The sequence below is a fragment of the Paenibacillus sp. ACRSA genome (assembly GCF_022346845.1).
GTDB lineage: Bacteria > Bacillota > Bacilli > Paenibacillales > Paenibacillaceae > Paenibacillus.
Window position 1 is genome coordinate 417120 of the sequence record NZ_JAKRNP010000004.1, and the last position, 25320, is coordinate 442439.

Annotated in this window: 23 protein-coding genes; 14 read left to right on the top strand and 9 right to left on the bottom strand. The window is 46.7% G+C overall.

Annotated elements, in window-relative coordinates:
* Window positions 1-23 precede the first annotated feature (23 nt).
* Window positions 24-1028 (top strand): Gfo/Idh/MocA family protein, encoded by a 1005-nt coding sequence (locus tag MH215_RS15295; RefSeq protein WP_239291249.1) that lies wholly within the window; start codon window positions 24-26, stop codon window positions 1026-1028.
* Window positions 1029-1242: 214 nt separating this feature from the next.
* Here MH215_RS15295 and MH215_RS15300 read toward each other — a convergent pair whose 3' ends face one another.
* The gene (locus tag MH215_RS15300) at window positions 1243-1515 is read right to left on the bottom strand and encodes a winged helix-turn-helix transcriptional regulator (RefSeq protein ID WP_056702208.1); all 273 of its coding nucleotides are present in this window, start codon (window positions 1513-1515) and stop codon (window positions 1243-1245) included.
* 453 nt (window positions 1516-1968) lie between these two features.
* On the opposite strand from MH215_RS15300, the gene MH215_RS15305 reads away from it, so the two are divergent.
* Window positions 1969-2337 (top strand): DoxX family protein, encoded by a 369-nt coding sequence (locus tag MH215_RS15305; RefSeq protein WP_056701845.1) that lies wholly within the window; start codon window positions 1969-1971, stop codon window positions 2335-2337.
* A gap of 216 nt (window positions 2338-2553) precedes the next feature.
* On the opposite strand, the gene MH215_RS15310 is transcribed toward MH215_RS15305, so the two are convergent.
* The 3 genes from MH215_RS15310 to MH215_RS15320 all read right to left on the bottom strand — a co-directional run bounded on the left by MH215_RS15310 (window position 2554) and on the right by MH215_RS15320 (window position 4226).
* Window positions 2554-3072 carry an AbrB/MazE/SpoVT family DNA-binding domain-containing protein gene (locus MH215_RS15310; protein ID WP_056701848.1) on the bottom strand — a complete coding sequence of 173 codons (519 nt, stop codon included), beginning with the start codon at window positions 3070-3072 and terminating at the stop codon, window positions 2554-2556.
* A gap of 105 nt (window positions 3073-3177) precedes the next feature.
* Entirely contained in the window at window positions 3178-3858 is a 681-nt protein-coding gene (locus MH215_RS15315; protein WP_239291250.1) for a CidB/LrgB family autolysis modulator, read from the bottom strand.
* Window positions 3855-4226, bottom strand: coding sequence for a CidA/LrgA family protein (locus MH215_RS15320; RefSeq protein ID WP_239291251.1), 372 nt, complete (start codon window positions 4224-4226; stop codon window positions 3855-3857). Before MH215_RS15320 ends, MH215_RS15315 begins: the two co-directional genes overlap by 4 nt.
* A 165-nt stretch (window positions 4227-4391) precedes the next feature.
* On the opposite strand from MH215_RS15320, the gene cidR reads away from it, so the two are divergent.
* The 4 genes from cidR (at window position 4392) to MH215_RS15340 (ending at window position 7786) form a co-directional block, all read left to right on the top strand.
* Window positions 4392-5276 (top strand): cidABC operon transcriptional activator CidR, encoded by an 885-nt coding sequence (gene cidR, locus MH215_RS15325; RefSeq protein ID WP_145407188.1) that lies wholly within the window; start codon window positions 4392-4394, stop codon window positions 5274-5276.
* Window positions 5277-5478: 202 nt separating this feature from the next.
* Window positions 5479-6336 carry a carbon-nitrogen hydrolase family protein gene (locus tag MH215_RS15330; protein WP_145407126.1) on the top strand — a complete coding sequence of 286 codons (858 nt, stop codon included), beginning with the start codon at window positions 5479-5481 and terminating at the stop codon, window positions 6334-6336.
* A 32-nt stretch (window positions 6337-6368) separates the two neighbouring features.
* On the top strand, window positions 6369-7052 hold the full coding sequence (locus MH215_RS15335; RefSeq protein ID WP_239291252.1) for a GNAT family N-acetyltransferase: 684 nt from the start codon (window positions 6369-6371) through the stop codon (window positions 7050-7052).
* A 62-nt stretch (window positions 7053-7114) separates the two neighbouring features.
* Window positions 7115-7786, top strand: a complete 672-nt coding sequence (locus MH215_RS15340; RefSeq protein WP_128103947.1) for a GNAT family protein — start codon at window positions 7115-7117, stop codon at window positions 7784-7786.
* Window positions 7787-8011: 225 nt separating this feature from the next.
* Here MH215_RS15340 and MH215_RS15345 read toward each other — a convergent pair whose 3' ends face one another.
* A complete protein-coding gene (locus MH215_RS15345) occupies window positions 8012-10009 on the bottom strand; it encodes an LTA synthase family protein (protein WP_239291253.1) in 1998 nt (665 codons plus the stop codon).
* A 159-nt stretch (window positions 10010-10168) separates the two neighbouring features.
* Window positions 10169-10666, bottom strand: a complete 498-nt coding sequence (locus tag MH215_RS15350; protein ID WP_239291254.1) for an antibiotic biosynthesis monooxygenase family protein — start codon at window positions 10664-10666, stop codon at window positions 10169-10171.
* A gap of 157 nt (window positions 10667-10823) precedes the next feature.
* Between MH215_RS15350 and MH215_RS15355 the strand changes: the two genes are divergently transcribed.
* The 3 genes from MH215_RS15355 (at window position 10824) to MH215_RS15365 (ending at window position 15756) form a co-directional block, all read left to right on the top strand.
* Window positions 10824-13160, top strand: coding sequence for an ATP-dependent DNA helicase (locus MH215_RS15355; RefSeq protein ID WP_239291255.1), 2337 nt, complete (start codon window positions 10824-10826; stop codon window positions 13158-13160).
* Window positions 13161-13360: 200 nt separating this feature from the next.
* On the top strand, window positions 13361-14839 hold the full coding sequence (locus tag MH215_RS15360; RefSeq protein WP_239291256.1) for an alpha-amylase: 1479 nt from the start codon (window positions 13361-13363) through the stop codon (window positions 14837-14839).
* Between the two features lie 314 nt (window positions 14840-15153).
* On the top strand, window positions 15154-15756 hold the full coding sequence (locus MH215_RS15365) for a hypothetical protein (protein WP_239291257.1): 603 nt from the start codon (window positions 15154-15156) through the stop codon (window positions 15754-15756).
* A gap of 139 nt (window positions 15757-15895) precedes the next feature.
* Here MH215_RS15365 and MH215_RS15370 read toward each other — a convergent pair whose 3' ends face one another.
* Window positions 15896-16642 carry an MBL fold metallo-hydrolase gene (locus MH215_RS15370; RefSeq protein ID WP_239291258.1) on the bottom strand — a complete coding sequence of 249 codons (747 nt, stop codon included), beginning with the start codon at window positions 16640-16642 and terminating at the stop codon, window positions 15896-15898.
* A gap of 205 nt (window positions 16643-16847) precedes the next feature.
* Here MH215_RS15370 and uxaC point away from each other — a divergent pair, with 205 nt between their 5' ends.
* From uxaC to MH215_RS15390, 4 genes are all read left to right on the top strand, one after another.
* Complete coding sequence (uxaC, locus tag MH215_RS15375) at window positions 16848-18290, top strand: glucuronate isomerase (RefSeq protein ID WP_239291259.1); 1443 nt, start codon at window positions 16848-16850, stop codon at window positions 18288-18290.
* A 239-nt stretch (window positions 18291-18529) separates the two neighbouring features.
* Window positions 18530-19072: a MarR family winged helix-turn-helix transcriptional regulator gene (locus MH215_RS15380; protein WP_239291261.1), complete on the top strand. Its 543-nt coding sequence runs from the start codon at window positions 18530-18532 to the stop codon at window positions 19070-19072.
* Window positions 19069-20796 (top strand): ABC transporter ATP-binding protein, encoded by a 1728-nt coding sequence (locus tag MH215_RS15385; protein WP_239291263.1) that lies wholly within the window; start codon window positions 19069-19071, stop codon window positions 20794-20796. The genes MH215_RS15380 and MH215_RS15385 overlap by 4 nt, the downstream gene beginning before the upstream one ends.
* Window positions 20793-22670 carry an ABC transporter ATP-binding protein gene (locus tag MH215_RS15390; protein ID WP_239291264.1) on the top strand — a complete coding sequence of 626 codons (1878 nt, stop codon included), beginning with the start codon at window positions 20793-20795 and terminating at the stop codon, window positions 22668-22670. The genes MH215_RS15385 and MH215_RS15390 overlap by 4 nt, the downstream gene beginning before the upstream one ends.
* A 181-nt stretch (window positions 22671-22851) precedes the next feature.
* On the opposite strand, the gene MH215_RS15395 is transcribed toward MH215_RS15390, so the two are convergent.
* A complete protein-coding gene (locus tag MH215_RS15395) occupies window positions 22852-23463 on the bottom strand; it encodes a hypothetical protein (protein ID WP_239291265.1) in 612 nt (203 codons plus the stop codon).
* A 296-nt stretch (window positions 23464-23759) separates the two neighbouring features.
* Here MH215_RS15395 and MH215_RS15400 point away from each other — a divergent pair, with 296 nt between their 5' ends.
* Complete coding sequence (locus tag MH215_RS15400; protein ID WP_239291266.1) at window positions 23760-24656, top strand: diacylglycerol/lipid kinase family protein; 897 nt, start codon at window positions 23760-23762, stop codon at window positions 24654-24656.
* A gap of 38 nt (window positions 24657-24694) precedes the next feature.
* Here MH215_RS15400 and MH215_RS15405 read toward each other — a convergent pair whose 3' ends face one another.
* Window positions 24695-25279 (bottom strand): GNAT family N-acetyltransferase, encoded by a 585-nt coding sequence (locus MH215_RS15405; protein WP_239291267.1) that lies wholly within the window; start codon window positions 25277-25279, stop codon window positions 24695-24697.
* Between the last annotated feature and the right edge of the window lie 41 nt (window positions 25280-25320).

The following is a 25320-nucleotide window of genomic DNA, read 5'->3' on the forward strand; positions in this document are numbered from 1 at the left end:
TAATTTAGAAAGGGGTTACATCCATGACATTGCAGATCGGAATCATTGGAACAGGCTGGTTCAGTAAAGTTCATGCAGATATTCTGGCAAGAATGGAAGGTGTACGTGTCGCTGCGGTTCTTGGCACAACACAAGAGAAAGCGGAGGCAATGGCTTCCGTATATGATGCTGCTGGTTATGGTGAGCTAGAGCATATGTTGGATGGGGAAAAGCTAGATGCGGTTTACATCTGTGTGCCTCCCATGTCTCATGGTTCAATAGAAGCTGAACTGATACGTCGTAACATCCCATTCCTAGTGGAGAAACCACTCAGCACAGGCATGGATATCCCGAAACAAATCTTGTCACAGGTACAAAATACGGGGTTACTAACTTCTGTAGGCTATCACTTCAGATACCAGGAGGCAGCTCAGGTACTACGGGAAGCGATACAAGAGCAGACGGTCGGTATGGCGCTTGGACGCTGGATGGGCGGTATGCCTGGCGTAGCTTGGTGGCGTAGACAAGAGGGTTCTGGAGGTCAATTTGTAGAACAGACTACACATATTGTGGATTTATTAAGGTATTGTGCGGGTGAAGTGACTGAGGTGTATGCTGTTGCCGCTCAGCGTATCATGCATGAGAAGCACGACCATGTTACGGTATCGGATGTAGCTAATGTATCCATCAAGTTGCAGAGTGGTGCGATTGCCAGCATTGCGAATACTTGCTTACTACCTGATGGTGAGGGTGGTGCAGGTCTGCAATTTTATACAGAAGCAGGTGTGTGGGATTGGACACCGGAACGTCTTCTGCTTCCGAGTGCGGCTCGTCATGCCATGGCAGGTCAGGAAATTCCAGCAGGGCATAATCCATATGAACGGGAAAATGAAGCATTCATCCATGCTCTTCGCACAGGCGATCGTTCACGCATTCTCTCCGATTATGCAGATGCATGTCGCACCCAAGAGATTACGACCGCAGCTTTAGCGTCAGCTGAATCTGGATTGCCTGTGAAATTGCAGCCCTCGAAAGAGCTTTCTCATTAAGGCTCATTAAGTGTAGTTCATATTTTCTAGGTATCAATAAACTTACATTGTTGAATATAAAGGTAAAGAAAGACGCCTGACAGCGGAAGTGATCCGAGGATCTAGCCGCAGTCAGGCGTCTTTGTGTTGCACATATTCATTCAGCCAATCACTAAGCAAACTCAATAACGATAATTGCTTTAACGGAGATGCTGGCTTAACCAACTGGATGATGTTATCGTTTCAACCATTCAGACGACCATCCATAAATCTGGTTGATTACGGGCTCAATGGCTCTGCCTTTAGGTGTCAGCTCGTATTCAACCCGAGGAGGGATTTCAGGATACATATGCCGTGTGACAATGCCTTCCGTCTCCATCTCTTTCAGACGCTCGGACAATAGTCGTCCGCTAATAGCCATCTCCGCTTCAAGCTCGGTAAACCGTTTGGGTCCGGATAAGAGTTGATACATGATCAACAGCACCCACTTCTTACCGATAATATCCATGGCTTGTGTGATCAGACAGGGACTTGGCGACTTCACTTTTCTCAATTTCAACGTGTTCACCTCGATTCAAGAAAGATTGATGACATAGTTCATGTATATAAAGAATTGGCTCTCTGCCACTCTAACAAAAATAAAGGACAATCAAGTCAACGCAAGTTACTACTAATAATACTGTAACATACCTTTTGTACGTATTATACACTATATATCAAAAAATTACTTGATTAAATAATCTTATTATTATATACTCACTTCATAAAAGTAAGTTAATGATTTTTAGTCTGTATTGTATGTATACATATAAATTATGCTGGAATGTATCACCTTTAGCTGAAGCGAAAGATAGAGTTACCTCGGTAGCCTTTACATAGGATGAAGACGAAGAAACCTTTAGATTGAAGTACGATTAGTACAACATTCAACATGACATATAAAAAATGGAGGAACATACATATGAGAATTTTAGGTTACATTTTATTGGTTGTGCTTGCAGGTGTATTTGTAATGACAGGGTATAACAAGGTTGTGGGTGCGGATATGATGGTACAGACCTTTGATAGCTTCTCTTATCCAAAATGGACCATGTATCTGATCGGTGGTGTTGAACTTCTGAGTGCGGTTGGTTTATTAATTCCACGTAGCCGGGTTCTGGCTTCAGGTGCACTGACGTTTATCCTAATCGGAGCTGTAGGAAGTCACTTGATCTATGGACAATATGGAGCTATTCCTTTCCCAGCGGTGCTGCTGGTGGCTAATATTGTTGTTCTGATTGTGAGTCTGCGTCAGATGGAAGATACGGATATTGAAGCGGTACAGGCTTAACCTTCGGTTGATGAGAATGCTAAGTATATGCAATAAGCTAAGAGGATCACTGTTCTTACAACGGTGATCCTCTTTTTTGTGCGTGACAAAGTATACAGTAAGTTCGTAAACCAATATGCACAAAAAAAAGAACCCACAGTAATCAACGGGTTCTCTTGCAGCGGGCTTCCAGAATCAGAAGGTCTCCAAACAATATTAATAATATATGCATTATATTTATAGCAGTTTTTTGAGCTGAGAGACGCGTCCTTGGCTTATGCCTAACTTCTCGGCAATTTGCTGTTGGGCCAAACCTGGATTCTGTTCAACAATTTCCTTCATTTGTTGCAGCATACGTGCCGTTTTCGGACGAAGATCCGGGTATTCGGTTCCTGTAGCTGCTTGGCCTTCTTCCCATTCCGAAGATGAGCTAGTAGCAGGTTTGCCAGCAGGACGCTCCACGGGTGCAGGAGCCTGTTTGTTCTGAGGTACGAACCAGTCGGGAGTGTCATCTGGGTGTTTTAATTGAATTGCACAAGTCCGGCAGATGAATTGCTCTTTGAAATACATTTCCGTATCCACGTCACCGCAAAAAATACACAATGTTGATTTGTACTTTCTCAAAATCAACTCTTTCCCTTCAATGAAAAACTCGAGAGGATCGCCGATATGGATTTCCATCGTATCCCGCATTTCTTTGGGAAGGACAATTCGTCCAAGGCGGTCCAGAGATCTCTTCATTCCGGTTCTTTTCATCGCATCTCCCCCGCAATATTAGCAATTAAAACCTGTCCTTATTGTAAGGAAGAAAGGGCTTTAATACAACAATAATATTTCAAAAAATAGGGATAATTCCATCTATTATGGGAAAATAAGACTGGAAAGTATGGGAGCAACGGCTAAAGTGAACAATGCGGCAAGCACCATGGAGATACTTGATATGGTTCCAGTCAACGAACTAAGCTCAAATGCCTTAGAAGTTCCCGTCCCATGGGCACCGGTTCCAAGCAGTGTTCCGCGAGCAATCTCTCCATCAATGCGAAGCATTTTAACGATCGAAGGCCCCATAATCGCGCCAAGTAGCCCTGTGATGATCACGAATACGGCGGTCACTGCCGGAATTCCACCAATCGTAGCCGAGACATTCATGGCAATCGGTGTGGTGATGGATCTTGGGATAAGGCTGTGCACCAGCCCGGGATCAAGACGCATCCATTTGGCGAGCAGAGCAGAAGAGAGAACGGCAACGACAGAGCCTGTCATGACACTGAAGACAATTTCGGAAATATGTTTTTTGAGAATATGGAAAAAGGTATAAAGCGGAACAGCAAAGGCAACTGTTGCAGGTTGTAATAATAGGCTAAGCCACTTACCGCCACTGCTGTAGGCAGCGTAATCTGTGCCTGTTGCAAGTAGTACACCCACGACGAGAAGCGGTGTAATCAGTAGCGGAGACAGATAGACTTTGGGCAGGCTGCGATACATACGTTTGGCAATCCAGTAAATTCCGACGGTTAACAGCAAGCAGAGAAATCCAATCATCCGGTGTGACGCTCCTTTCGTTTGGCAATTTGAGTGGCAACGAGGCCTGTGCAGACCATAACTAGAAATGTGCTAAGTAGTACGATAAATAAAATTTGCAATCCATCATGCTCTAACATAGGCATGTAATTCATAATCCCGACGGCGGAAGGTATGAAGAACAATAGTAGCTCACCCAGCAACCAGGCGGCTCCGACCTCGATCCAGCGCAGTTTCACAACTCCGGTCTGAAGCAGCAGGAAGAGGACAACCATACCAAGGATTGAGCCGGGTATAGGCAGATGGAGAGCACCAGCAAGCTGGTTCATGAGCAGTGAGAAGGCCATCAAGATGGCAACTTGGAGAATACCGAGACCCCATTTCTTCACATGAATCCCTCCTTATATGATCAACGTGGGTGCATTCGTTTTTTTTATGAAAATGAATGAAACATGACTTGATATCACAAATTTTACATTGCATCCTTTCATGAGTAAAATGCATATTAAGAATGTTTTCTATTCCATTTATCTATGAGAGGCTGGAATCAGACAATGGATATCCGCCATTTGCAATACTTTCTAGAAGTTGCTCGACAACAGAGCTTCACCAAAGCCGCTGAAGTCTTGTTCATAACACAACCGACGATTAGTAAGACGGTCAAAAGTTTAGAAGACGAATTAGGTGTCACCCTGCTGGATCGTTATGGCAAAAAGGTTCAACTGACAGATGCAGGACATGTTTTTTTTCGTCAGGCTGTGGAGATTGAAAAGTCGTTCCGCAGTCTATCGTCCGAATTGGACGATCTGATGAACCTGAAGAAAGGACATTTGCGGATTGGTCTACCGCCGATGGTTGGTTCTAGCTTTTTCCCGATGATTATTGGTGAATTCCACAAAGCATATCCGCAAGTGAGTATTCAATTGTTTGAAGACGGGGCGAAAAAGGTTGAGGCTGACGTCATTAGTGGTGCGCTTGATATTGGGGTGGCTGTATTGCCTACGATGGATGAGGTTTTGGATCATTTTGTGTTTGTAAAAGAGAAGCTGAATCTGTTGGTTCATCCTACACACCCACTTGCGGGCAAACCATCGGTTGCGCTTCGTGAACTGGAGCAGGACGCATTTGTGTTGTTCCGAGAGGATTTTGCGTTACATGATCGCATTATTGCGGCTTGTCAGGATGCGGGGTTTCAGCCACGGGTTGTCTATGAAAGCTCCCAGTGGGATCTACTCAGTGCGATGGTGGCAGCCAACCTGGGCGTAGCATTACTACCGGAGACCATTTGCCGAGAGGTCGATCATATGCGTGTTCGAATCATTCCCGTGACGGAGCCTGTGATCCCATGGCAGCTTGGCATGATCTGGAGGAAGGATCGGTATCTTTCTTTTGCCACGAGGGAGTGGATCGGGTTCACGAAGTCTATGCTGAATAAGTAGGGCGCTTGTACAAATGAAAATAGAAATTAGGGCATTTCGTTGTTACAATGAGAGCAGAATAGAATCCAATTCATAATACCTTTCAGCAACGTCAATTAAGGCTAGATATAGATCAAAATGGTTCAACCTGTCTATGGCTAGGCACATCGTACTCATGTTGATACGTTATGAAATGGATTCGACTAATTTTGGAGGTGGCGTCATGAAACTGCGGGTATCCGCTGTACAGTATCAATTACAGACCATTAGCTCGTTTGAGCAGTTCGCTGCACAGGCAGAGCATTACATACGGACAGCTGACGAATTCGGAACCGAATTTGTGCTGTTCCCCGAATTTTTCACTACCCAATTAATGTCCATTGGGGACGAACAAGGAAATGCATTAACGATTGAGGATCTACCAAGCTTTACCGAACAATATGAGCAATTGTTCACGTCGCTCGCTGCCAAATATGGCATGCATTTGATCGGCGGAACACACGTTATTCGTCGTGAAGGCAAGCTGTATAACACGGCTCACATGTTCTATCCAGATGGTCGTATCGCCCGCCAGGCGAAGATTCATATTACGCCAACAGAAGTGGAAGAGTGGAATATGGCTGCTGGGGATGGACTAGAAGTGTTTGACACAGATAAAGGCCGCATTGCGATGCTAACCTGTTACGATATCGAATTCCCAGAGATCGTGCGTATGGCTAAGGCGAAGGGTGCCGATGTGATTTTCTGTCCTTCCTGCACGGACGACCGTCATGGATTCTACCGTGTGCGCTATACAAGTCATGCTCGTGCGGTAGAGAATCAAGTCTATGTGGTGCTGACTGGAACGGTGGGTAATCTGCCGACGGTAGACTTCATGCGTGCCAACTATGGACAAGCTGCAATCATTACACCGAACGATGTACCTTTCCCACCACGCGGCATTCTAGCTGAAGGTGAGATCAATAACGATATGATCGTAACCGCTGATCTGGATCTTGACTTGCTGTATGAGGTGCGTGAGCGCGGCTCGGTAACCACGTGGCGTGACCGCCGTACAGATCTATATACCGATTGGGAATAGATTGAACTGCCTGAGAGGAGGAGTCGGTCAGGATGTATAACAAAGAAATACGAATCACCGGCCCGGATCGCCAGCGCAAGCCAGTGAGAGCGGTCATTCGTACTTATGCGGAAGCGGACTTTGATGAATTGATCCGTATTCAGGCAGAGAGCTTCCCTCCACCCTACCCGGAGGAGCTGCTCTGGAACCACGAACAACTGGCGAGTCATGTTGCGCATTATGCGGACGGAGCCATCTGTATTGAAGTGGATGGGGAACTTGCAGGATCCATGACGTCACTTCGTATGCAATGGGACCCGGCTCAATCGGACAATCATTCGTGGAATGAAGTAACAGATGATGGTTATATCCGCAATCATCAGCCCGATGGTAATACGTTGTATATCGTGGATCTGTGCGTGCGTCCCAAGTATCGCAAATGGGGACTTGCTCAGTTAATGATGCAGGCGATGTATCAATTGGTTATTCATCAAGGAATGGATCGACTGCTTGGTGCTGGCAGAATGCCGGGATACCATCTCGTGGCAGAGCAGATGTCTGCGGAGCAATATCTGGAGCAAGTCGTTGCAGGAGAACTGCATGATCCCGTAATATCATTCCTGCTCCGTTGTGGACGGATGCCGGTAGGTGTCACTGCTAACTATCTGGACGATGAAGAGTCCTGTGATTACGCTGCATTAATGGAATGGAGCAACCCATTTACAGAGGTTGATTAAAAGTCCGCTTTTGATTACAAAGGATGCCTGAGGGCATCTATATTAAGGAGGCATATTATCATATGGAATTTACACGTATAACATCGATTAAAGACCCATTGTTCGCCCAGATGCATAAGCTGATGCAAGAGATTTTCCCGGCAGAGGAAGTATTGGACTTCCCGCTCTGGGAAGAGCCGCTGGAAGATCCGGGCATTCGGGTGTTCGTTGCTGTCCATGAAGGGAATGTGGTGGGCGCTACAGAATACCGCTACTACGAGGATTGGAACGTGGCCATGACTGATTTTACGATTATCGGTCGTGAAGGGTTGGGCATTGGTAGTTTCCTTGCTCGCCATCGTGAGCGTGATCTGAAGAGTCTGGCAGCGGCGAATGGCAAGGAGCTATTCGGTATGTTCGCTGAGATTTACAATCCTTATCTAGATCAGGATCATGAGTTTGGTGGCATTAAACCGATGAATCCGTATGTCCGCCGTGAAGTGCTGTCACACCTCGGTTACCAACGCTTAGACTTCCCTTACGTTCATCCTTCTTGGCAAGGCGATGGCGAAGCTGTAGGCGGACTCGATCTATGCTTCATGCCAAGTGATGAGAACCAGGGTGAACTGCCAGCGAGCTTAGTGGCTGATTTCTTGAATCGTTACTATGCGGTATTGCCGAACAAACCGAAGGAATGGCTGGAAATGGTGGACAAACTGTCTGCACGTACAACCGTTCCATTGTTGCCTTTGTAATAAGTCGAATAACCCGAGCCCTGACTTTTTAGGGTTTGGGTTATTTTTTTGCTTTTTCAAATGAACATCATTCATTCCCCGCTGTAATCTGTAACACGTCTGAATAATAGATAACAAAATACGAAGAAGCGCTCTGACTTTGCTCTATAAAATAAAAAAGCAACCCGTCCCCCATGAACGGAGGGAGGGTCACTTATACATAAGCTCTGTATCAAAACTATTTAGCTATTGCGCTGCATGATGCTCAGGTAACTGAATCAGATAACTATTGGATAAGTGCATAAGCTGTAGTGCGCGGTCATATTGATCCTTGGTTACATATCCGGCAGAAGATGCAGAGGATAACTCACTAGGGTTGGAGCTGGATGAGCCACTTAGCGTGGTCGAAGCTTCATCCCTTCGATGATGAGACTTTGTCTCGCTCAGAATATTCCAATGAGGTGCTTCCTGTCTACCTGCATTTGCAAGGGAATAGTGCGTCCCATCCCCATACCCCGTAGCAGGAACGAATAAGGAAGTATCATTCAGGACAGAACCGGAAGGTAGGTAATATCGCTCTGGCAGCAGATTTCCCCCTTCTCGGAGCAGATCTTGTCCAAAATGAAGCTGATCTTGCAGAGATACGCCAGTAAGTCCCGCAATCGTTGGCAAAATATCCACTTGTCCCCCAAGCTGTTCCAACTGCATAGCAGGGGTGATGCCAGGTGCGTTAACGATGAGCGGAATATTAATCATGTCCACAGAAGTATAGGCTCGTCCGTAGATTTCTTCCATTAACACTTCGTCCTCTGGATCTAAGGAATAGATGGGAAGTCCCAGGTGATCTCCATATACCACGAGCAGACTGTTATCCCACAGTCCACGTTCCTTGAGCCCGCTAATAAATGCCCCAACCGCTTGGTCCGCATAATGCTGGGAGATCAGATAATCGCCAGGCAACGTATCTTGATATCGATCAGGCAATTCTAAACTAATCTTGCTGTCTGGCAAATGATACGGATGGTGCGCCGACATTGAAATAATATGAGCGTAATAGGGTGAGCCAGCGGACTGCATAGTCTCTAGTTGATCCAGCGTCTTGTCATATAACACATCATCTGATGCAGAGAAGGCGATGGTATCATTCGTACCGAAGTAATTGATATCATAATAGTTGTCGAAGCCTAGAGCCTGATAGAGCTGATCTCGATTCCAGAAACGGACGTCGTTGGTGTGAAAAGTAGCCGTTTGATACCCATTGGCAGACATGAGTTTGGGTAGGCTAGGGAGTGCTTTGTCTGCATACACGGTAGCTGCTGCACCATTAGGCGGGATATAGAACGACGTGTTCACCACGAATTCTGCATCCGACGTATTCCCTTGTCCAACCTGTTGATAGAAATTCGGAAAATACATGCTATCCCTTACCAATTGGTTGAGATGAGGTGTGACCTCTTGTCCATCCACTTGAAGTCCAATCAGGAAATTCTGAAACGATTCCAACTGCAGCATGATTACATTACGACCTTTGGCTGCTCCTGATAGATTGATCGCCGGCAAGTCGGTGGTCTGCTTCAGTTCCTCAATTCGATCTTGAGTAATCTGGTTGATGGGTACAGGCTGATCTGGACGATCTGCCAGAATGGTAAAGGCTTCGTAGCCGAGAATGCCCATCTGTTCTGCTTGGGTAATCTCACTCATACTCGCTCGGTTAGGATAAATGTTAAGCATGCCTATGACGAGTGACATGACTAGAACAACGGACGCGATCCGCCTTCTCGTCTTTCGCTCCACCAGCTTCTCAGCGGGGTGCTCCGGTTTACCGAATTTCATACGACGACGGATTAACAAGCCACCAATAATAACGATATCTGTGAAAATAAAGAGATAATATGGATCAAGCAGAGAGAACATGCTGCTCTTAACAGACGTAACTTGGTTCACCTGTGCCAGGGCATGATAGTTGACGATGACACCGTAATATTTGTAATACATAATCGCGGCGAAGAAGATGCCTGACAGCAGTAGATTAAGCCCGAGGTATAACCACATTCGCCGCTTGGCTGCAAACCATTCAATCAGACAGAAGCAAGCCCAGATCATGGGTAGTTCCGTGAGTAAGGGTTTCCACAGCGGGATATCATCGAAGATGACGATCCAGGCAAGTGAGCTTTTGAGGATCATAATCAGGGTAAACCATATAAACGGTCCCTTTAGAAACCGGGTGAGTGAACTGCGTGACAAACATACCGCCTTCCCTTCCGAAGTTTCGTTTACCCAGTATTATCCTATCTTGAGGGTTACTGTGTCAAAAAAAGGGTCTAGTTCTACATAACCCGAAAAACCCCATCCGAATAGGATGAGGTCATCTGGATAACATGCGTAATGTATATCATGTACTAGTTACGTTATGGAATATGTGGTCACAAAGGAAGGTCGCGGAAACATGTTAGGCTTCTGAGCAGTGAGCCCTTCGCTCGTACTCCGGTTACGATGGGCGTGGCTATAGGCTTGAGACTCCTGCCAGCCTTTGAAATGCGCTTCGGATTGCCAGAGCGTAAGCACAACATATGTGTCATCCTTGAGTGGACGAAGTACACGAATACCGACAAAACCGGGCTCTTCTTCCACTTTGCGCGCACGGTTTTTGAATCGTTCCTCGAAGTCGCTGCGTCCGTCTTCAGTCACAGGAATATTATTCAGTACAGCAAATCCACCGCCTGTCCAGCTTCCTGCGGCATCAAACGCCTCATAGGCTGCAACGTGATCATCGGATTCGATGTTCACCAGTCGTTCGGATGACTCCAGCGCGAGTCGAACCTCGTCTTCACTGCGCAGCGTGAGGTGTGGATATGCAGCGAGAACATCTGGGATAGGGGAAGGAACCAAATAAATGTACATTGTAACGGCCTCCTTATTATAGGGCTTGTATCAACACGCCCTAGTCATATCTTCCACAACATAGCACATCGAAATAGGACGAGTCCAATGATGAGATAGACGGGGACGTGTCTATTTATGATAAAGTATAGAGAATACTATGAGAACGGGTGATCGCATGACAACTACTATTCGAATATCGGTGCGTCCTTTGGTGGAATATGTGTATCGTAGTGGCAGTATCCGGCCAGGGTTCCGCACCAATGCATCCATGCAGGAAGGAACAAGAATCCACCAGCGAGTTCAGAAGGGGTACACTGAGGAAGACCAGAAGGAAGTGGTGCTAGAGGCAGAACTTCAACATGGTGACCTGACTTATATTGTTGAAGGGCGCTGTGATGGCATCATCCGCCTTGAAGGGCAGCTAACGGTGGATGAGATCAAGTCCACCGCGGGTTCTCTGGAAGAGCTGGGTGAAGGTCTTCCGGTGCATTGGGCACAGGCGATCATGTATGCCTATATGTATGCAAGGGTGAATGATGAGCCAAGAATGCAGGTGCAATTAACATATGTGCACACGGTGAACAGCGAAGAGCGGCGATTAAGGCGCATGATGGAGCGGCATGAGCTTGAGCAATTCGCCGCAGAGGTTATCGCTGGATACGCTCCTTATGCTGAGATGATTGCTGCGTATGAAGAGAAGCGTGATGTTAGTGTACGCGCGCTGGGGTTCCCTTTTCAGAAATACCGGGAAGGACAACGAAAGTTAGCAGGAGCCGTGTACCAGACGATCCGTGAGGGCAAGGGGTTGATGGCGAAGGCACCAACGGGCATTGGCAAAACGATGTCGGTGCTTTTTCCTGCGGTCAAAGCAATTGGAGAGGGCGAGGCGGAAAGGCTGTTCTACCTGACGGCAAGAACGACAACAAGGGCTACCGCTGAAGAAGCCTTCGCACGGATGCAGGCTCAGGGATTAAACATTCATGCGATTAGCCTAACCGCCAAGGACAAAATTTGCTTCAAAGAAGAGGAGTCCTGTGATGCAGGGCAGTGCAGCATGTGTGAAGGGTACTATGATCGTATCAATGGAGCAGTACTGGACATGCTGGAACATGAGACATTAATGACGCGCCCTGTCATTGAGCAGTATGCTCGCAAGCATCGTGTCTGTCCGTTTGAATTCTCACTCGACGCAGCCTATGCTGCTGATGCAGTCATCTGTGATTACAATTATATTTTTGATCCACGGATCTCGCTGAAACGCATGCTGGAGGAACAGAAGCGCAGAACCGTCGTTCTGGTGGATGAGGCGCACAATCTGGTGGATCGTGGCCGGAATATGTTCTCGGCTGAGCTGGTGAAGTCTGTTTTTCTTGAACTAAAAAGAGAATTCAAAGAATTAGCCAGCAGTGTGCCTGCGGCTAAAGCCATCTCTGATCGTGCCGGTGGTGTGGATACATACCTTCTAACCATCCGCAAGAATGGCGGAGATGAGGATAAATTGTATAACCAAGAAATGCCGGAAGAGCTTATTGATTTGCTTGAACCGTTTGTGATGGCTGCCGAGCAGTGTCTTCTGGAGGGAGGATCGGGGCATGCTGAGATAGATGAATTGCTGCTGGGTGGCTATTTCACCGCTCAGAATTTCCTGCGCATCGCCAAGTTGTATGATGAACGGTTCATGACTTATGCGGAATGTGAGCGAAGTGAAGTGCGAATTAAGCTGTTCTGTCTGGATCCTTCCGCCCTGCTTCGTCAGACGGCGAAAGGTTTCCGCAGTGTCGTCCATTTCTCAGCAACGCTATCTCCGATGAGCTATTACCGGGATATGCTGGGAGCAGGGGAAGAGGATTATACGTTACAGGTGCCTTCCCCGTTCTCTCGCGAACAGTTGGACGTGCGCCTCATGCCATTGTCTGTCCGTTATAAGGATCGAGAAGCTTCTCGTCTTGCCATTGCACAGCTACTTGATCAACTTGTTACTGAACGCCCGCGTCATAATTTATTGGTCTTTTTCCCTTCCTATCCGTACATGCGTGAAGTGCATGAGACGTATATGCGAGTGTTTGCAGGGAGCCAGGTGGATGCTGTCATGCAGGAACAAGGCATGAGTGAAGCGGAGCGAGATCAGTTCTTGAACGCGTTCCAGCCGAATCCTGAGCGAACTCGACTGGGCTTTGCTGTTCTTGGTGGCGTATTTGCCGAAGGTGTGGATTTACCTGGTGATCGACTGAACGGCGTGGTGGTGGTCGGTGCAGGGTTGCCGCAGATTGGTCTGGAGAACAATGTGCTGAAGGATTATTTTGATCGCACAGGGCGAAGAGGGTTCAACTATGCTTATATTTTCCCAGGTATGAACAAAGTGCTGCAAGCAGGCGGCAGGCTCATACGTACGGAGCAGGATCACGGCATATTGGTATTGATCGACGACCGGTTCACTCAGGAACCGTATCATTCGCTGTTGCCGGAGGAGTGGAGAGACTACACGCTTATTCATCCAAACAAGGCCAGGTAAGCTGAAATGAAACGGAATAGAAGGCAACAGTGACCTTCATATGTGCTTTGCCATACCATGGCTGGTGTACACATTTTTTTGGCTCGCATGATTGAATAGGGGGTCTAGCGGGTTATTACTTGGTTAGCAACCGAACGAACTACGGGATACGTATACACTCCGAGGTCCGCTTCGTAAGCACTAAAGGAGGTCTGTTTGTAATGAAAAGAAACCATACGATGATGCAGTTTTTTGAATGGCATCTTAGCGCAGACGGAAACCACTGGAAGCGATTGGCCGAGATGGCTCCTGAGCTAAAGGCCATAGGAATTGACTCGGTGTGGGTACCCCCTGTAACCAAAGCAGTGTCGGCCGAGGATACCGGATACGGTGTTTACGATCTATACGATCTGGGCGAATTTGATCAAAAGGGAAGTGTACGCACGAAGTATGGCACCAAGCAAGAACTGGTTGAGGCGATTGCCGAGTGCCAGAAGAGTGGGATTGCCGTCTACGTTGATTTAGTGATGAATCATAAAGCAGGTGCGGACGAGACGGAAGCATTCCCAGTCGTTGAGGTCGATCCGAATGACCGGTTGAAGGAGATATCTAAGCCTTTTGAGATCGAGGGCTGGACCAAGTTTGATTTTCCGGGTCGGGGAGATCAGTACTCCTCCTTTAAATGGAACTATAAGCATTTCAATGGAACGGACTTTGATGCAAGACAAGAGCGCACAGGTGTATTCCGTATTGCCGAAGAGGGTAAGAATTGGAATGAAAATGTCGACGATGAGTTTGGCAACTACGATTACCTCATGTTCGCCAACATTGACTACAATCATCCTGAAGTCAAAGAGGAAATGATTGAGTGGGGCAAATGGCTGATTGATACGTTGCAATGTGGTGGATTCCGCTTGGATGCGATCAAACACATCAATCATGAGTTCATCAAAGAATTCGCTGCCGAGATGATCCGTAAACGGGGTCAGGATTTCTACATTGTAGGCGAGTTCTGGAACTCTAATCTGGATGCTTGTCGTGAATTTTTGGATACAGTAGATTATCAGATCGATCTATTCGATGTGTCCCTTCACTATAAATTGCATGAGGCTTCTCTGGCGGGTAGAGATTTCGATCTCTCCAAAATTTTCGAAGATACACTAGTACACACACATCCTACGCATGCTGTAACCTTTGTTGATAACCATGATTCCCAGCCGCATGAGGCACTTGAATCCTGGGTTGGGGATTGGTTCAAACCAAGTGCATATGCACTGACGCTGCTGCGTCGTGATGGGTACCCGGTCGTCTTTTATGGAGATTATTACGGCATTGGTGGCCCCGAACCTGTAGAGGGGAAAAAGGAGATCTTGGACATTCTGCTCTATGCACGCTGTCATAAGGCGTACGGCGAGCAGGAAGACTACTTCGACCATGCGAATACGATTGGATGGGTACGGCGTGGCGTGGAGGAATTCGAAGGCTCCGGCTGTGCTGTGGTAATCTCCAATGGAGACGATGGTGAGAAACGGATGTACATCGGTGAACATCGGGCTGGTGAGGTCTGGACGGATCTTACACATAGCCGCGAGGAAAGTGTAACGATTGAGGAAGATGGCTGGGCAACGTTCCGTGTGAATGGTGGAAGTGTAGCGGTATGGGCTCTGCCAGACGACGAACACACCTCAACGTCATCCTAATTGTTAGTACTGTAATAGCCTTGCAGCAAGGATAATAGCTCAAGTGTAGAAGGGGTTGCCCGTTAGCCTGGATGGCTGGCGTGGAGCCCTTTTTGTGCTGGTTAAGTGCGAGCCTTGAGAGGAAAGAGAAGAGAAGAAGGTGATGGGCGATCAGGAAAGGATCAGATGTAGTTAAGGGTCATACGCATAGTCATACGCGTAAAAAGTAACCCGTCCTCGTCTAATTATGATATCCTTAATTTGGTAGTATAAACCAGAATTATAAACGGATTAAGTATAAATGGACACCAATGAAGATGCGGGGAGGAAGAGTATTGAGTAGACAAATATGGACAGCATTATGCATGATCATGCTCGTACTGTGCTTAACTGCATGTACCTCTGATTCGGCGATGGGTCAGGTGAAACGCACCGATTCCTATACACTAAATAGTGAAAGGAGAGATCTCGAAGAGCGCATCAAGAACAATCGAGATTCCTTTAAGCAGACTGTGCCTGAGAAATACACGCTGACGGCGACCGTTAATGTGAGTCATGAGGCAGATGGAGATCGGATCACCTATGATGTTCTTATGAATGATGCGCAGATCCCACTTGCCAACGTCATTCAATCCTTTACGCTTGCACCCGCTATGATGAAGGTGATCGACGCACCGGATCTGCTGAACACCAATACATCGAATGATTATGAGACCAACTTAGAACCGAATAAGGAACCGCTCGGATTAAGCTTAGGTCGGAGTTATATATTGAAGCCCAAGGTAGATATCAGTCGGAGCGCTCTTACTGACTATCAGAATATGTACATTAAAATTTCGTATGGCTCAGATGACGAACGAACGGAAGATTATTTTTATATCCAAGCAGAACCATCTACCGAGGCTCAGGCATACATAGAGTCACTCTCTAATGAATAAGAAGAGACACTTGTCTCGCTCCAGTACAGCAATGGAATGGAAGACAAGTGTCGGTGTAGCATGTATTTTAATAAGCAGGCTGGCGTGTTGATGTATAGGGAAAGTAAGTTTGCGGAAAAACGCAATCGTCTATACTTATCTACGTATCAAGCTCGAACGATTCCAGTGTACCTGCCATTCGTAGGTCATGCTGTTGATTGAATTCAGCTCGTTTGTCGGCATTCGCGTATTCATCGTGATAATGCATGAGCACAGTCTTCGCTCTGACCTGAGCAGGCAATTGCTCCAGATCGTTCAATGAGGTATGCGACTTGATAACGAGGTCATGCATATGGCATTCATGGAATATAAGCTGCACATCCTCGGCAACCTCTTCCAAGCCCTTCTGGTCAAGTGTGCTGTCTGCACTGTAATAGAAGTAAGGTTTGGCAACCAGCCCATTGCTGACCATCCCCGGTACATGCTGTGTGCGGAAAGTTTCAAATGTAACACCGCCCAGCTCGAACGTACCTCCATCGGGTAGTGGAACCACATCGTAATAATCACTCATCGTACGTTCCCCATCTGTCGTATAACGCATACCAGGAGAGAGAATGCTCCACAGCGGATCGACCAGCTCTTCATGAATAAATAGACGTGGCTTCCTGTCCCCCACAATCTGAGCATAGTACCCAAGCATCTGTACCCCGTTAATATGGTCTTCGTGCAAATGCGTAATGAAGACGTTATGTATATCCGTCATCGGCAAGCCATATTGCTTCAATGCCTTCGCGTTCGATTCTGGAAAATCGATCACGAGATGGGTATCACCGAATTCAGCCAATACACTGTTATGGTGTTGGTCTACACTGAACATGTCTCCTGTACCGAGAAATGTAATTTTCATGTCTTCATCTCCTTACATGCGATCTTCAGATCAGCATAATTGTGATTAAAATTAGTATACCTTGTTCAACCGGATATGCCTAAATCAACCTTTTTTGATAACGCTATCATTTTATATTGAACTTTGGTGGTAAACAGTGTAGCGTACAAGGTGGGAAGTGAACCCATATGAACGTAAACTCACCTAAAGGGAGCGTGCATGATACATGAAATCTTTTCTTGATGAACAATTTCTGCTGCACAACGAAACGGCGGTAAGACTATATGAGGACTACGTCAAAGACATGCCGATTATTGACTATCACTGCCACCTCAGTCCTCAGGAGATTTATGAGAATAAGACCTTTGGCAACCTCACAGAAGCCTGGTTATATGGAGATCATTACAAATGGCGTCTTATGCGCGCAAACGGAATTGAAGAGCAATATATTACGGGCGGCGAGGGTGTTACGGACTACGATCGTTTTCTGGCATATGCCAAAACCGTACCGATGATGATTGGCAACCCATTGTACGCTTGGTCTCATCTGGAGCTACAGCGCTATTTCGGTGTCTATGAAGTGTTGAACGAGAAGAGCGCACCATCCGTCTGGGAAAAGGTAAATGCCAAACTGAACAGTGAAGGGTTTGGTGCGCGAGACTTCATCACGAAGTCCAATGTGACCGTAGTATGTACAACGGATGACCCGTGCGATTCCTTGGAATATCACCTCATGATTAAGGAGATCGAGGGATTTGAAACGGCTGTGTTGCCATCTTTCCGTCCTGACAAAGGGCTGGAGTTGAATCGTGATACCTTTACCGAATGGGTGGGCAAGCTATCTCAAGCGTCAGGCGCCACAATTGAGGACTATGATTCCTTCCTTGCCGCACTAGAATCCAGAGTGGAATTCTTCCATTCTGTTGGCGGCCGTGTGTCTGACCATGCGCTCGATTATGTCCCATTTGGCGAAGCAACACGTGAAGAGGCAGGAGCGATTTTTGCCAAAGCACTTGCGGGTCAGAAAGTCACCCGTGAGGAAGAGGATAAGTATAAGACGGTGACGCTGACCTTCCTAGGGAAGCTGTATGCCGATCGGGGCTGGGTGATGCAGTTCCATATCAATGCCGCTCGTAACAATAACAGCCGGATGTTTGCGAAGCTGGGGCCAGATACCGGATATGATTCCGTGAATGATACACCACTTTCTTCGGCGGTAATCGGTCTACTGGATGCACTTGAACAAGAGCAGGCACTGCCCAAAACGATTCTGTATTCTCTGAACCCGCGTGATAATGAAGTGCTCGCTGCAATTATGGGCAGCTTCCAAGGTGGAGGCATTCCAGGTAAAATTCAGCTTGGTGCAGCTTGGTGGTTCAATGATACCAAGGACGGCATGTTAGCTCAGATGAGAGCACTTGCGAATGTAGGCTTGATCAGTCGATTTGTCGGCATGCTGACCGATTCACGCAGTTTCTTATCCTACACTCGGCATGAATATTTCCGCCGCTTAGTATGTAATCTAGTCGGCGAGTGGGCTGAGCAGGGCGAGGCTCCGCAAGATATGGAGCTATTAGGTGAGATTGTACAAGGCATTGCCTACAACAATGCTAAGACGTATTTCCCGTTCTCCCCTGCACTGCAGACGGCTTCGGCTTCCCAAAGCTAATTCGTACGCATACGATTAACGCAACCATTTAAAATTACATTTCCTAACCACGGCGATCTTATGCCGTGGTTTTTTGGTGTTTTGGAACAAAATAGAACAGAGTTGACTTTCATATTTGTCGGAAATATAATTAGGTTACCTAATTAATTGGTCATCTATTTAATTGTAGTCCTATATAATAGGCATGCTATGGTAATTGAATTCAACAGGCATGATTGCCTGATAAGGAGGAAGACAATATGGCTGGTATAGATCCGGTCGCTCAGAAGCTTTTATATTCCATCATGCAGTTTAATAAGGGCAAATGGAGACAACATAAACCGCATGGGCGCAATCACAATGAAATTATGGTGCTGGGTTGTTTGCTTCACGGTATGCATCCGGGAGAACGCCTGAATTGGCAGGATAATCCGCCCGACTTCAATCACACGATCGAATCCAATCATCCGGGACTGAAGGTTTCGGAGATCAGTGCTTTGCTACGCGTGAAGTCACCAACCATTACACCCGTCATACGGGGACTTGAGGATGAAGGGTTAGTTGAACGTACGATGGATCTAGAGGATCGACGTGCAGTGCGCATTACGATTACTGAAGCAGGCCGGGCAATCATTCGGGCTGCTCATGAAGAGCGCATGGAAATTTTCAACAAGCTTGTCGAGCATCTTGGCGAGGAAGACAGCCTTCAGTTAGCAGCGTTGCTTACGAAGGTGTACTCCTTTTTTGATAGCAAGGTTCCCCAAGAATCAGAAGCAAATGAACAAGGAGATGATACACCATGATGAAACTGTTTCGTATGCTGAAGCCATACCAAATCTCCGTCTATTTCATTCTAGGTCTGGTACTAATGCAGTCCCTGGCTGAACTATACCTGCCTACCCTGATGGGAGACATCGTGAATAAAGGGATCATTAGGGGAGACATTCCTTATATCTGGAGAATCGGTGGCTTTATGCTACTCATCGCCATTGCCGGAACCGCCTGTTCCATTATTGCCAGTTACCTGTCTTCGCGCACGGCAGGTGGATTTGCCAAACAACTTCGTAGCAGAGTGTTCCGCCACGTAGAGAATTTCTCCCTGCAGGAGTTCGATAAGATGGGTACGGCTTCGCTCATCACCAGAACTACGAATGATATTACACAGGTTCAGAATGTGTTAACGATGATGCTACGTATGATGATTATGGCTCCATTGATGTGTATCGGTGGTATTGTCATGGCGATATCCCAGGATGCTAAATTATCTACCATTTTCCTCGTTGTGCTTCCTGTGTTGGGTGGTGCCATTGCACTGATTGGTTCGAAGGGGCTGCCACTATTCAAAAAAATTCAGAAGAAGCTGGATCGACTCAATTTGGTGTTACGTGAGCAATTAACGGGTATTCGGGTTGTTCGATCTTTCAATCGTGGAGCACATGAGCGTGCTCGCTTTAATGGAGCCAATACCGATCTAAGAGATGTCTCCATTAAGGTCAATGTGCTTATGGCAACACTTATGCCTATCATGATGCTTGTTATGAACTTCTCAATGATCGCCATTCTATATTTTGGTGGTATGCGAATTGATAGCGGGAATATGAATATTGGTTCACTGATTGCATTTATCCAGTATGCGATGCAGATTATGTTCTCCCTCATTATGGTCTCCATGATCTTTGTCATGATTCCAAGAGCATCGGCTTCAGCAGAGCGGATTAATGAAGTGCTCGACATGCAGCCAGATCTGAGTGATCCGGCGCAGCCGCGTAAGATGAATGCACTTCAAGGAACGATTGAATTCGATAATGTTACATTCCGTTATCCGGGTGCAGAGAATGCTGCGTTATCCAATATTTCTTTTACGGCTCGTCCTGGGGAGACCACGGCAATTATCGGTGGTACGGGTTCAGGTAAATCAACATTACTCAGCCTTATTCCTCGATTCTATGACGTTACCGAAGGTACTGTGCGAGTGAATGGGACGGATGTGCGTCAACTGAAACAGGAGAATTTACGAGCAATTATTGGATTTGTACCGCAAAAGGCAGTGCTGTTTACCGGAACCATCGCAGAGAATATCCGTCATGGTAAGGACGATGCCACAATGGAGGAGGTTGTGCATGCGGCTCAAACGGCGCAGGCAGAGAACTTCATTTCCGAGATGAAAGATGGCTATGACAGCATGATTGCACAAGGTGGTAATAACGTTTCGGGTGGACAAAAACAACGTTTGTCCATTGCACGCGCACTAGTGCGTCGCCCTGAGGTGTATATCTTCGATGATAGCTTCTCTGCACTCGATTTCAAGACAGATGCGAAGCTTAGAGCCGCACTGAAATCAGAGACGACGGAAGCAGCAGTGCTGATCGTTGCTCAACGGGTGAGCACGGTTATGGATGCTGATCGGATTCTTGTCATGGATGAGGGTCGTATTGTTGGTTCAGGAACACATCAAGAGCTGCTCGCGAACAACGAAGTGTATCGTGAAATTGTATCGTCCCAGCTTACAGAGGAGGAAATCGCATGAGTGAACGTACAGAACGCAAGGCACCCAAATCCGGTGTGCCCGGCCCTCCTGGTGGCGGCATGGGAATGCGTCCCCCAGTGGAGAAAGCGAAGGATTTCAAAGGTACACTTCGTCGGTTGGTTCGCTATCTGCATCCACACCGTTTCCGACTCCTAGGGGTTCTTATCGCAGCCATTTTAAGTACCGTCTTCAGTATTATCAGTCCCAAAATAATGGCAGAAGGTACGAATATATTAAGTGAAGGCGCTATTGCCATTTATCAGGGCGTACAAGGCGCAGGTGTTGATTTTCCTGCATTAATCAAAGTGTTGTATCTGCTTGTGGGGTTATATCTGTTCAGTGCTGCATTTATGTATGTCCAGCAGTACTTAATGGCTGGCGTGGCACAACGTGTTGTGTATGACATGCGTGAGCAGATCAGTGCGAAGGTCGGACGCTTGCCTCTCAAATATTTTGATTCCCGTACTCACGGGGAGACATTAAGCCGGGCAACGAACGATGTCGATAACATTAGTAATACGTTACAGCAAAGTTTGGCGCAGTTTATTACCTCTGTCGTTACGATTGTTGGGGTCATCATTATGATGCTAACCATCAGTCCGTGGATGACATTAATTACCCTTTTAACTCTGCCGCTGAGTGTTGTGGTGGTGGTTGCTGTAGCTTCCCGTTCACAAAAGCATTTTGCCGGACAGCAGAAATCACTCGGTGAGCTGAATGGGCATGTAGAGGAAATGTATACAGGACATAAGGTCGTCAAAGCATTTGGGCGTGAAAACCAATCTGTCGAACAGTTCGAAAAGGTCAATGAAGAGCTGTATGAATCAGGCTGGAAAGCCCAGTTTATCTCGGGTATTATTATGCCGCTGATGTCGTTTGTCGGTAACTTAGGTTATGTCCTGATCTGTGTGGTCGGCGGAATCTTTGTTACACGAGGCGCAATTACCATCGGGGATATTCTTGCCTTCACGCAATATTCACGCCAATTCACACAGCCGATTAACCAGATTGCCAACATCTCGAACATTATTCAATCCACCATTGCTTCGGCAGAGCGGGTATTCGAATTGTTGGATGAAGAAGAAGAGGTGCCTGAGTCCAATAAACCTGTAGCATTACAGCAACCACAAGGTGCTGTAGCTTTCCAAGGTGTGAATTTTGGATACAAAGACGATGAGTTACTCATCCGTAATATGAACATTGATGTGAAGCCAGGTCAGACAGTCGCTATTGTTGGGCCAACGGGTGCTGGTAAAACGACATTGATCAACCTGCTTATGCGTTTCTATGAAATACAGGACGGGCAGATTACGATTGATGGTGTGAATATTCAGGATATGGAGCGCAGCAAGCTGCGTAGCTTGTTTGGGATGGTGCTGCAAGATACCTGGTTGTTCAACGGAACCATCCGTGACAACATTGCTTATGGACGTGAAGGGGCAACGAGCGAGGAAGTATATGAGGCTGCAAGAGCCGCGCATGCCGATCATTTCATTCGAACTCTGCCTGACGGGTATGATACGGTGTTGAATGAGGAAGCGTCGAACATCTCCCAAGGACAGAAGCAATTGCTCACGATTGCTAGAGCGATTCTGGCTAATCCAGCTATTCTCATTCTGGATGAGGCAACAAGTAGTGTCGATACACGGACAGAAGTGTTCATCCAGAAAGCGATGAATGATCTGATGAAGGATCGCACCAGCTTCGTCATTGCTCATCGACTGTCCACCATTCGTGGTGCGGATCTCATCCTCGTGATGGATCACGGTAACGTCATCGAGCAGGGTAACCATGAGGAGTTAATGGATCGACAGGGCTTCTATGCGGATCTGTATAATAGCCAGTTCACAGAGCAACAGCCGCAGGCGATATAAGATAGCTAAGTTGATGTAGAATCGTTGATATCAAATGAAACATACTAAACAAACAAGACTGAGCAACCCTAGTGGGAGCTCAGTCTTGTTTGGCTTTTTATACAATTAATCATGTTTCTATTAAAGCTCCGTTCAACATGAAAGATACATGCATGAATTCGTTTATCAGACTATTGATATACTAGTCTTGCTTGGCTTTACCCGTAACTGCGCTATTCTTAGCATTGTTCTCTTCCGTGTCTTCTGGAGAGTCATGCAATTGAAGCGTGACTTCATCCTTATCCGATGTACTCAGCGCAGAAGGAGGCATTTCCCCCGGAATGGCTTCGCGTTGTTCAATCATACGTTTAACGACCTCATAGCAGTCATCGACGTGTTTGTTCCCAACATAGCGCATTCCTGTATAGCTAAGCGTTGCAGCCAGTCCTTGACCGGCGAGCGGCACAAATTTGGCGACCGATTTGGTAGCTACACGTATGCCAATGCGCTTCAGGATTTGGACTACCAGTTCTTTGGTAACCATTCGTCCAATCACTTTGGAGCCGATGGACATCACGAATCCGTAGATCATGGATTTGGTCTCTGGATCCATGCCTTCAAGCTGTTTTTGTGATAACCCGAATTTATTGTTAATGGCAGGCAAGAGCTGCATGAGCATTCCTACATCGGCGAGCACATCTGTACCAGGCAACGGAACGAGTGTCGTGCCGAAGGAAGCGGTGGCTCTTTTTCGAACCATAGTGCGGCATTCTTTGCGAATTTGCTCCAATTGTTCCAATGTTGCTGGAATCATAGCAATCCCTCCATTCGTATATGGTATACATATAACCGTTTTGAATGAGTTTGAATGGTACTTCTACGATTGAAAATTGTAGAATGGCACGTGAGGACCTTGTTCCCAATAAGGTGCGGAACATTCGTTGTTCTCATACATGAGCATAGCAAAAATAGATATGCTTATCCATTGCATATAAGAGTTCTCCATTTTGCACATACACGATAATCAGTGTATAGCTGAAGTTACATTTTTCATCTCAACGGGTAAAGGGTTAACAGGTCGATACATATCCTAGAATGGAGGAAACAGCGATGGAGTTTAACAAAGCCTTGTTAATTCATCATCAGCACGCGGGAAAAGCTAATCGGGTTGATCCAGTAGGCATTGTATCAGGCATACTAGCACCAGCAGTTCGCGAGCTTGTTATTGTTCGAACGGACGAGCCTGGTGAGGGTGAGCGTCTATGCCGAGAGCGTGGGGAAGAGTTCGACGTTGTGTTTATTCTTGGCGGGGATGGTACAGTTCACGAATGTGTGAATGGATTGGCGGATCTTCGACAACCTCCACTTGTGGGCGTACTACCAGGAGGCACTTGTAACGACTTCGCCCGATCTCTGGGCATTTCGCCAGATGTGGAAACAGCCGCACAGGAGATGTTGAAAGGACGCCAGATGTCTATTGATCTGGGACGAGCTAATGATCGAATATTCACTAACTTTTATGGAATCGGATTAATCAGTGATACATCACAAAATATAAATGATCAATTAAAAGGTGCACTCGGCAAGATTAGTTACTTCATCAGCACCTTACAAACGATAAGTCATGCAGAGCCATTCCACTATCAATTGGAGGCAGACGGGGAGAAAATGCAGGGTGAAGCGGTTATGATCTATATTGCGAACGGGCGTTTTCTCGGCACCAACGCGTTGCCCTTTGCAGCTAACTCTCTTCAAGACCGTAAGCTGGATGTGCTCATTATCCATGATACAGGGATCCCTTTGTTACGGGAGATCTTGGCACATAAGCCAGAGGGAGAATGGCAGCCTCAGCATGAGAACATCAGTTATTTTAAGGCAGTCAGTTTGAAACTGGAGACTACAACGCCTATGTTGGCCGATACCGATGGCGAATTATATATGAAGACACCCGCCGAACTGTCGGTGTTGGCGGGTCATCTGACTTTTCTGGCCGGAGATGAATTTTAACATCCCGGTTTCTTTCTTTTGCTCATAATGGGGCTTATCTATGCTTGATCTACGCAGTATCTTTCTCGAAATTCATCTTCTAACATGCTCATGCGAATTGCATCATGATACTGATGGTTATAGAACAGCACGTCTCGGCTGATTCCTTCACGCTGGAACCCGAGCTTTTCATACGTCTGAATGGCGCGTTCGTTGAAGGCGTACACCTCAAGTTCAATCCGGTGCAGATTGCATATGCCATAACCATAATCAAGCATAAGCAGCATAGCTTCGCTACCATAGCCTTTACCTTGATGCTCCGCGTTGTCGATGGCAATTCGAAGATGTGCACTACGATTTTTGCTATGCATGTCCATCAGGACGATGTCACCGATGACTTGATCCGTTTCTTGTAAAGCGATCAACAACATGAGCCTGGAATCATCCTGGGCTGCATTCTCTACATAACGTTCGACTTGTGCACGTGTAAAACTATTTTGTGTACCCGTAAGCCGGCGAGCCTCGCTGTTGAATAACCCTGGAAAATAGGTATCTACATCGCTCTGCTCGAATGGACGTAGATAGACACGCTCACCCTCTAGAAGACGTGGGATATGTGTTGATGATTGGGTAGCTTGAGACATGGTTATTCCTCCTATTTGTGAACTGACTCCCCTGAGTATAT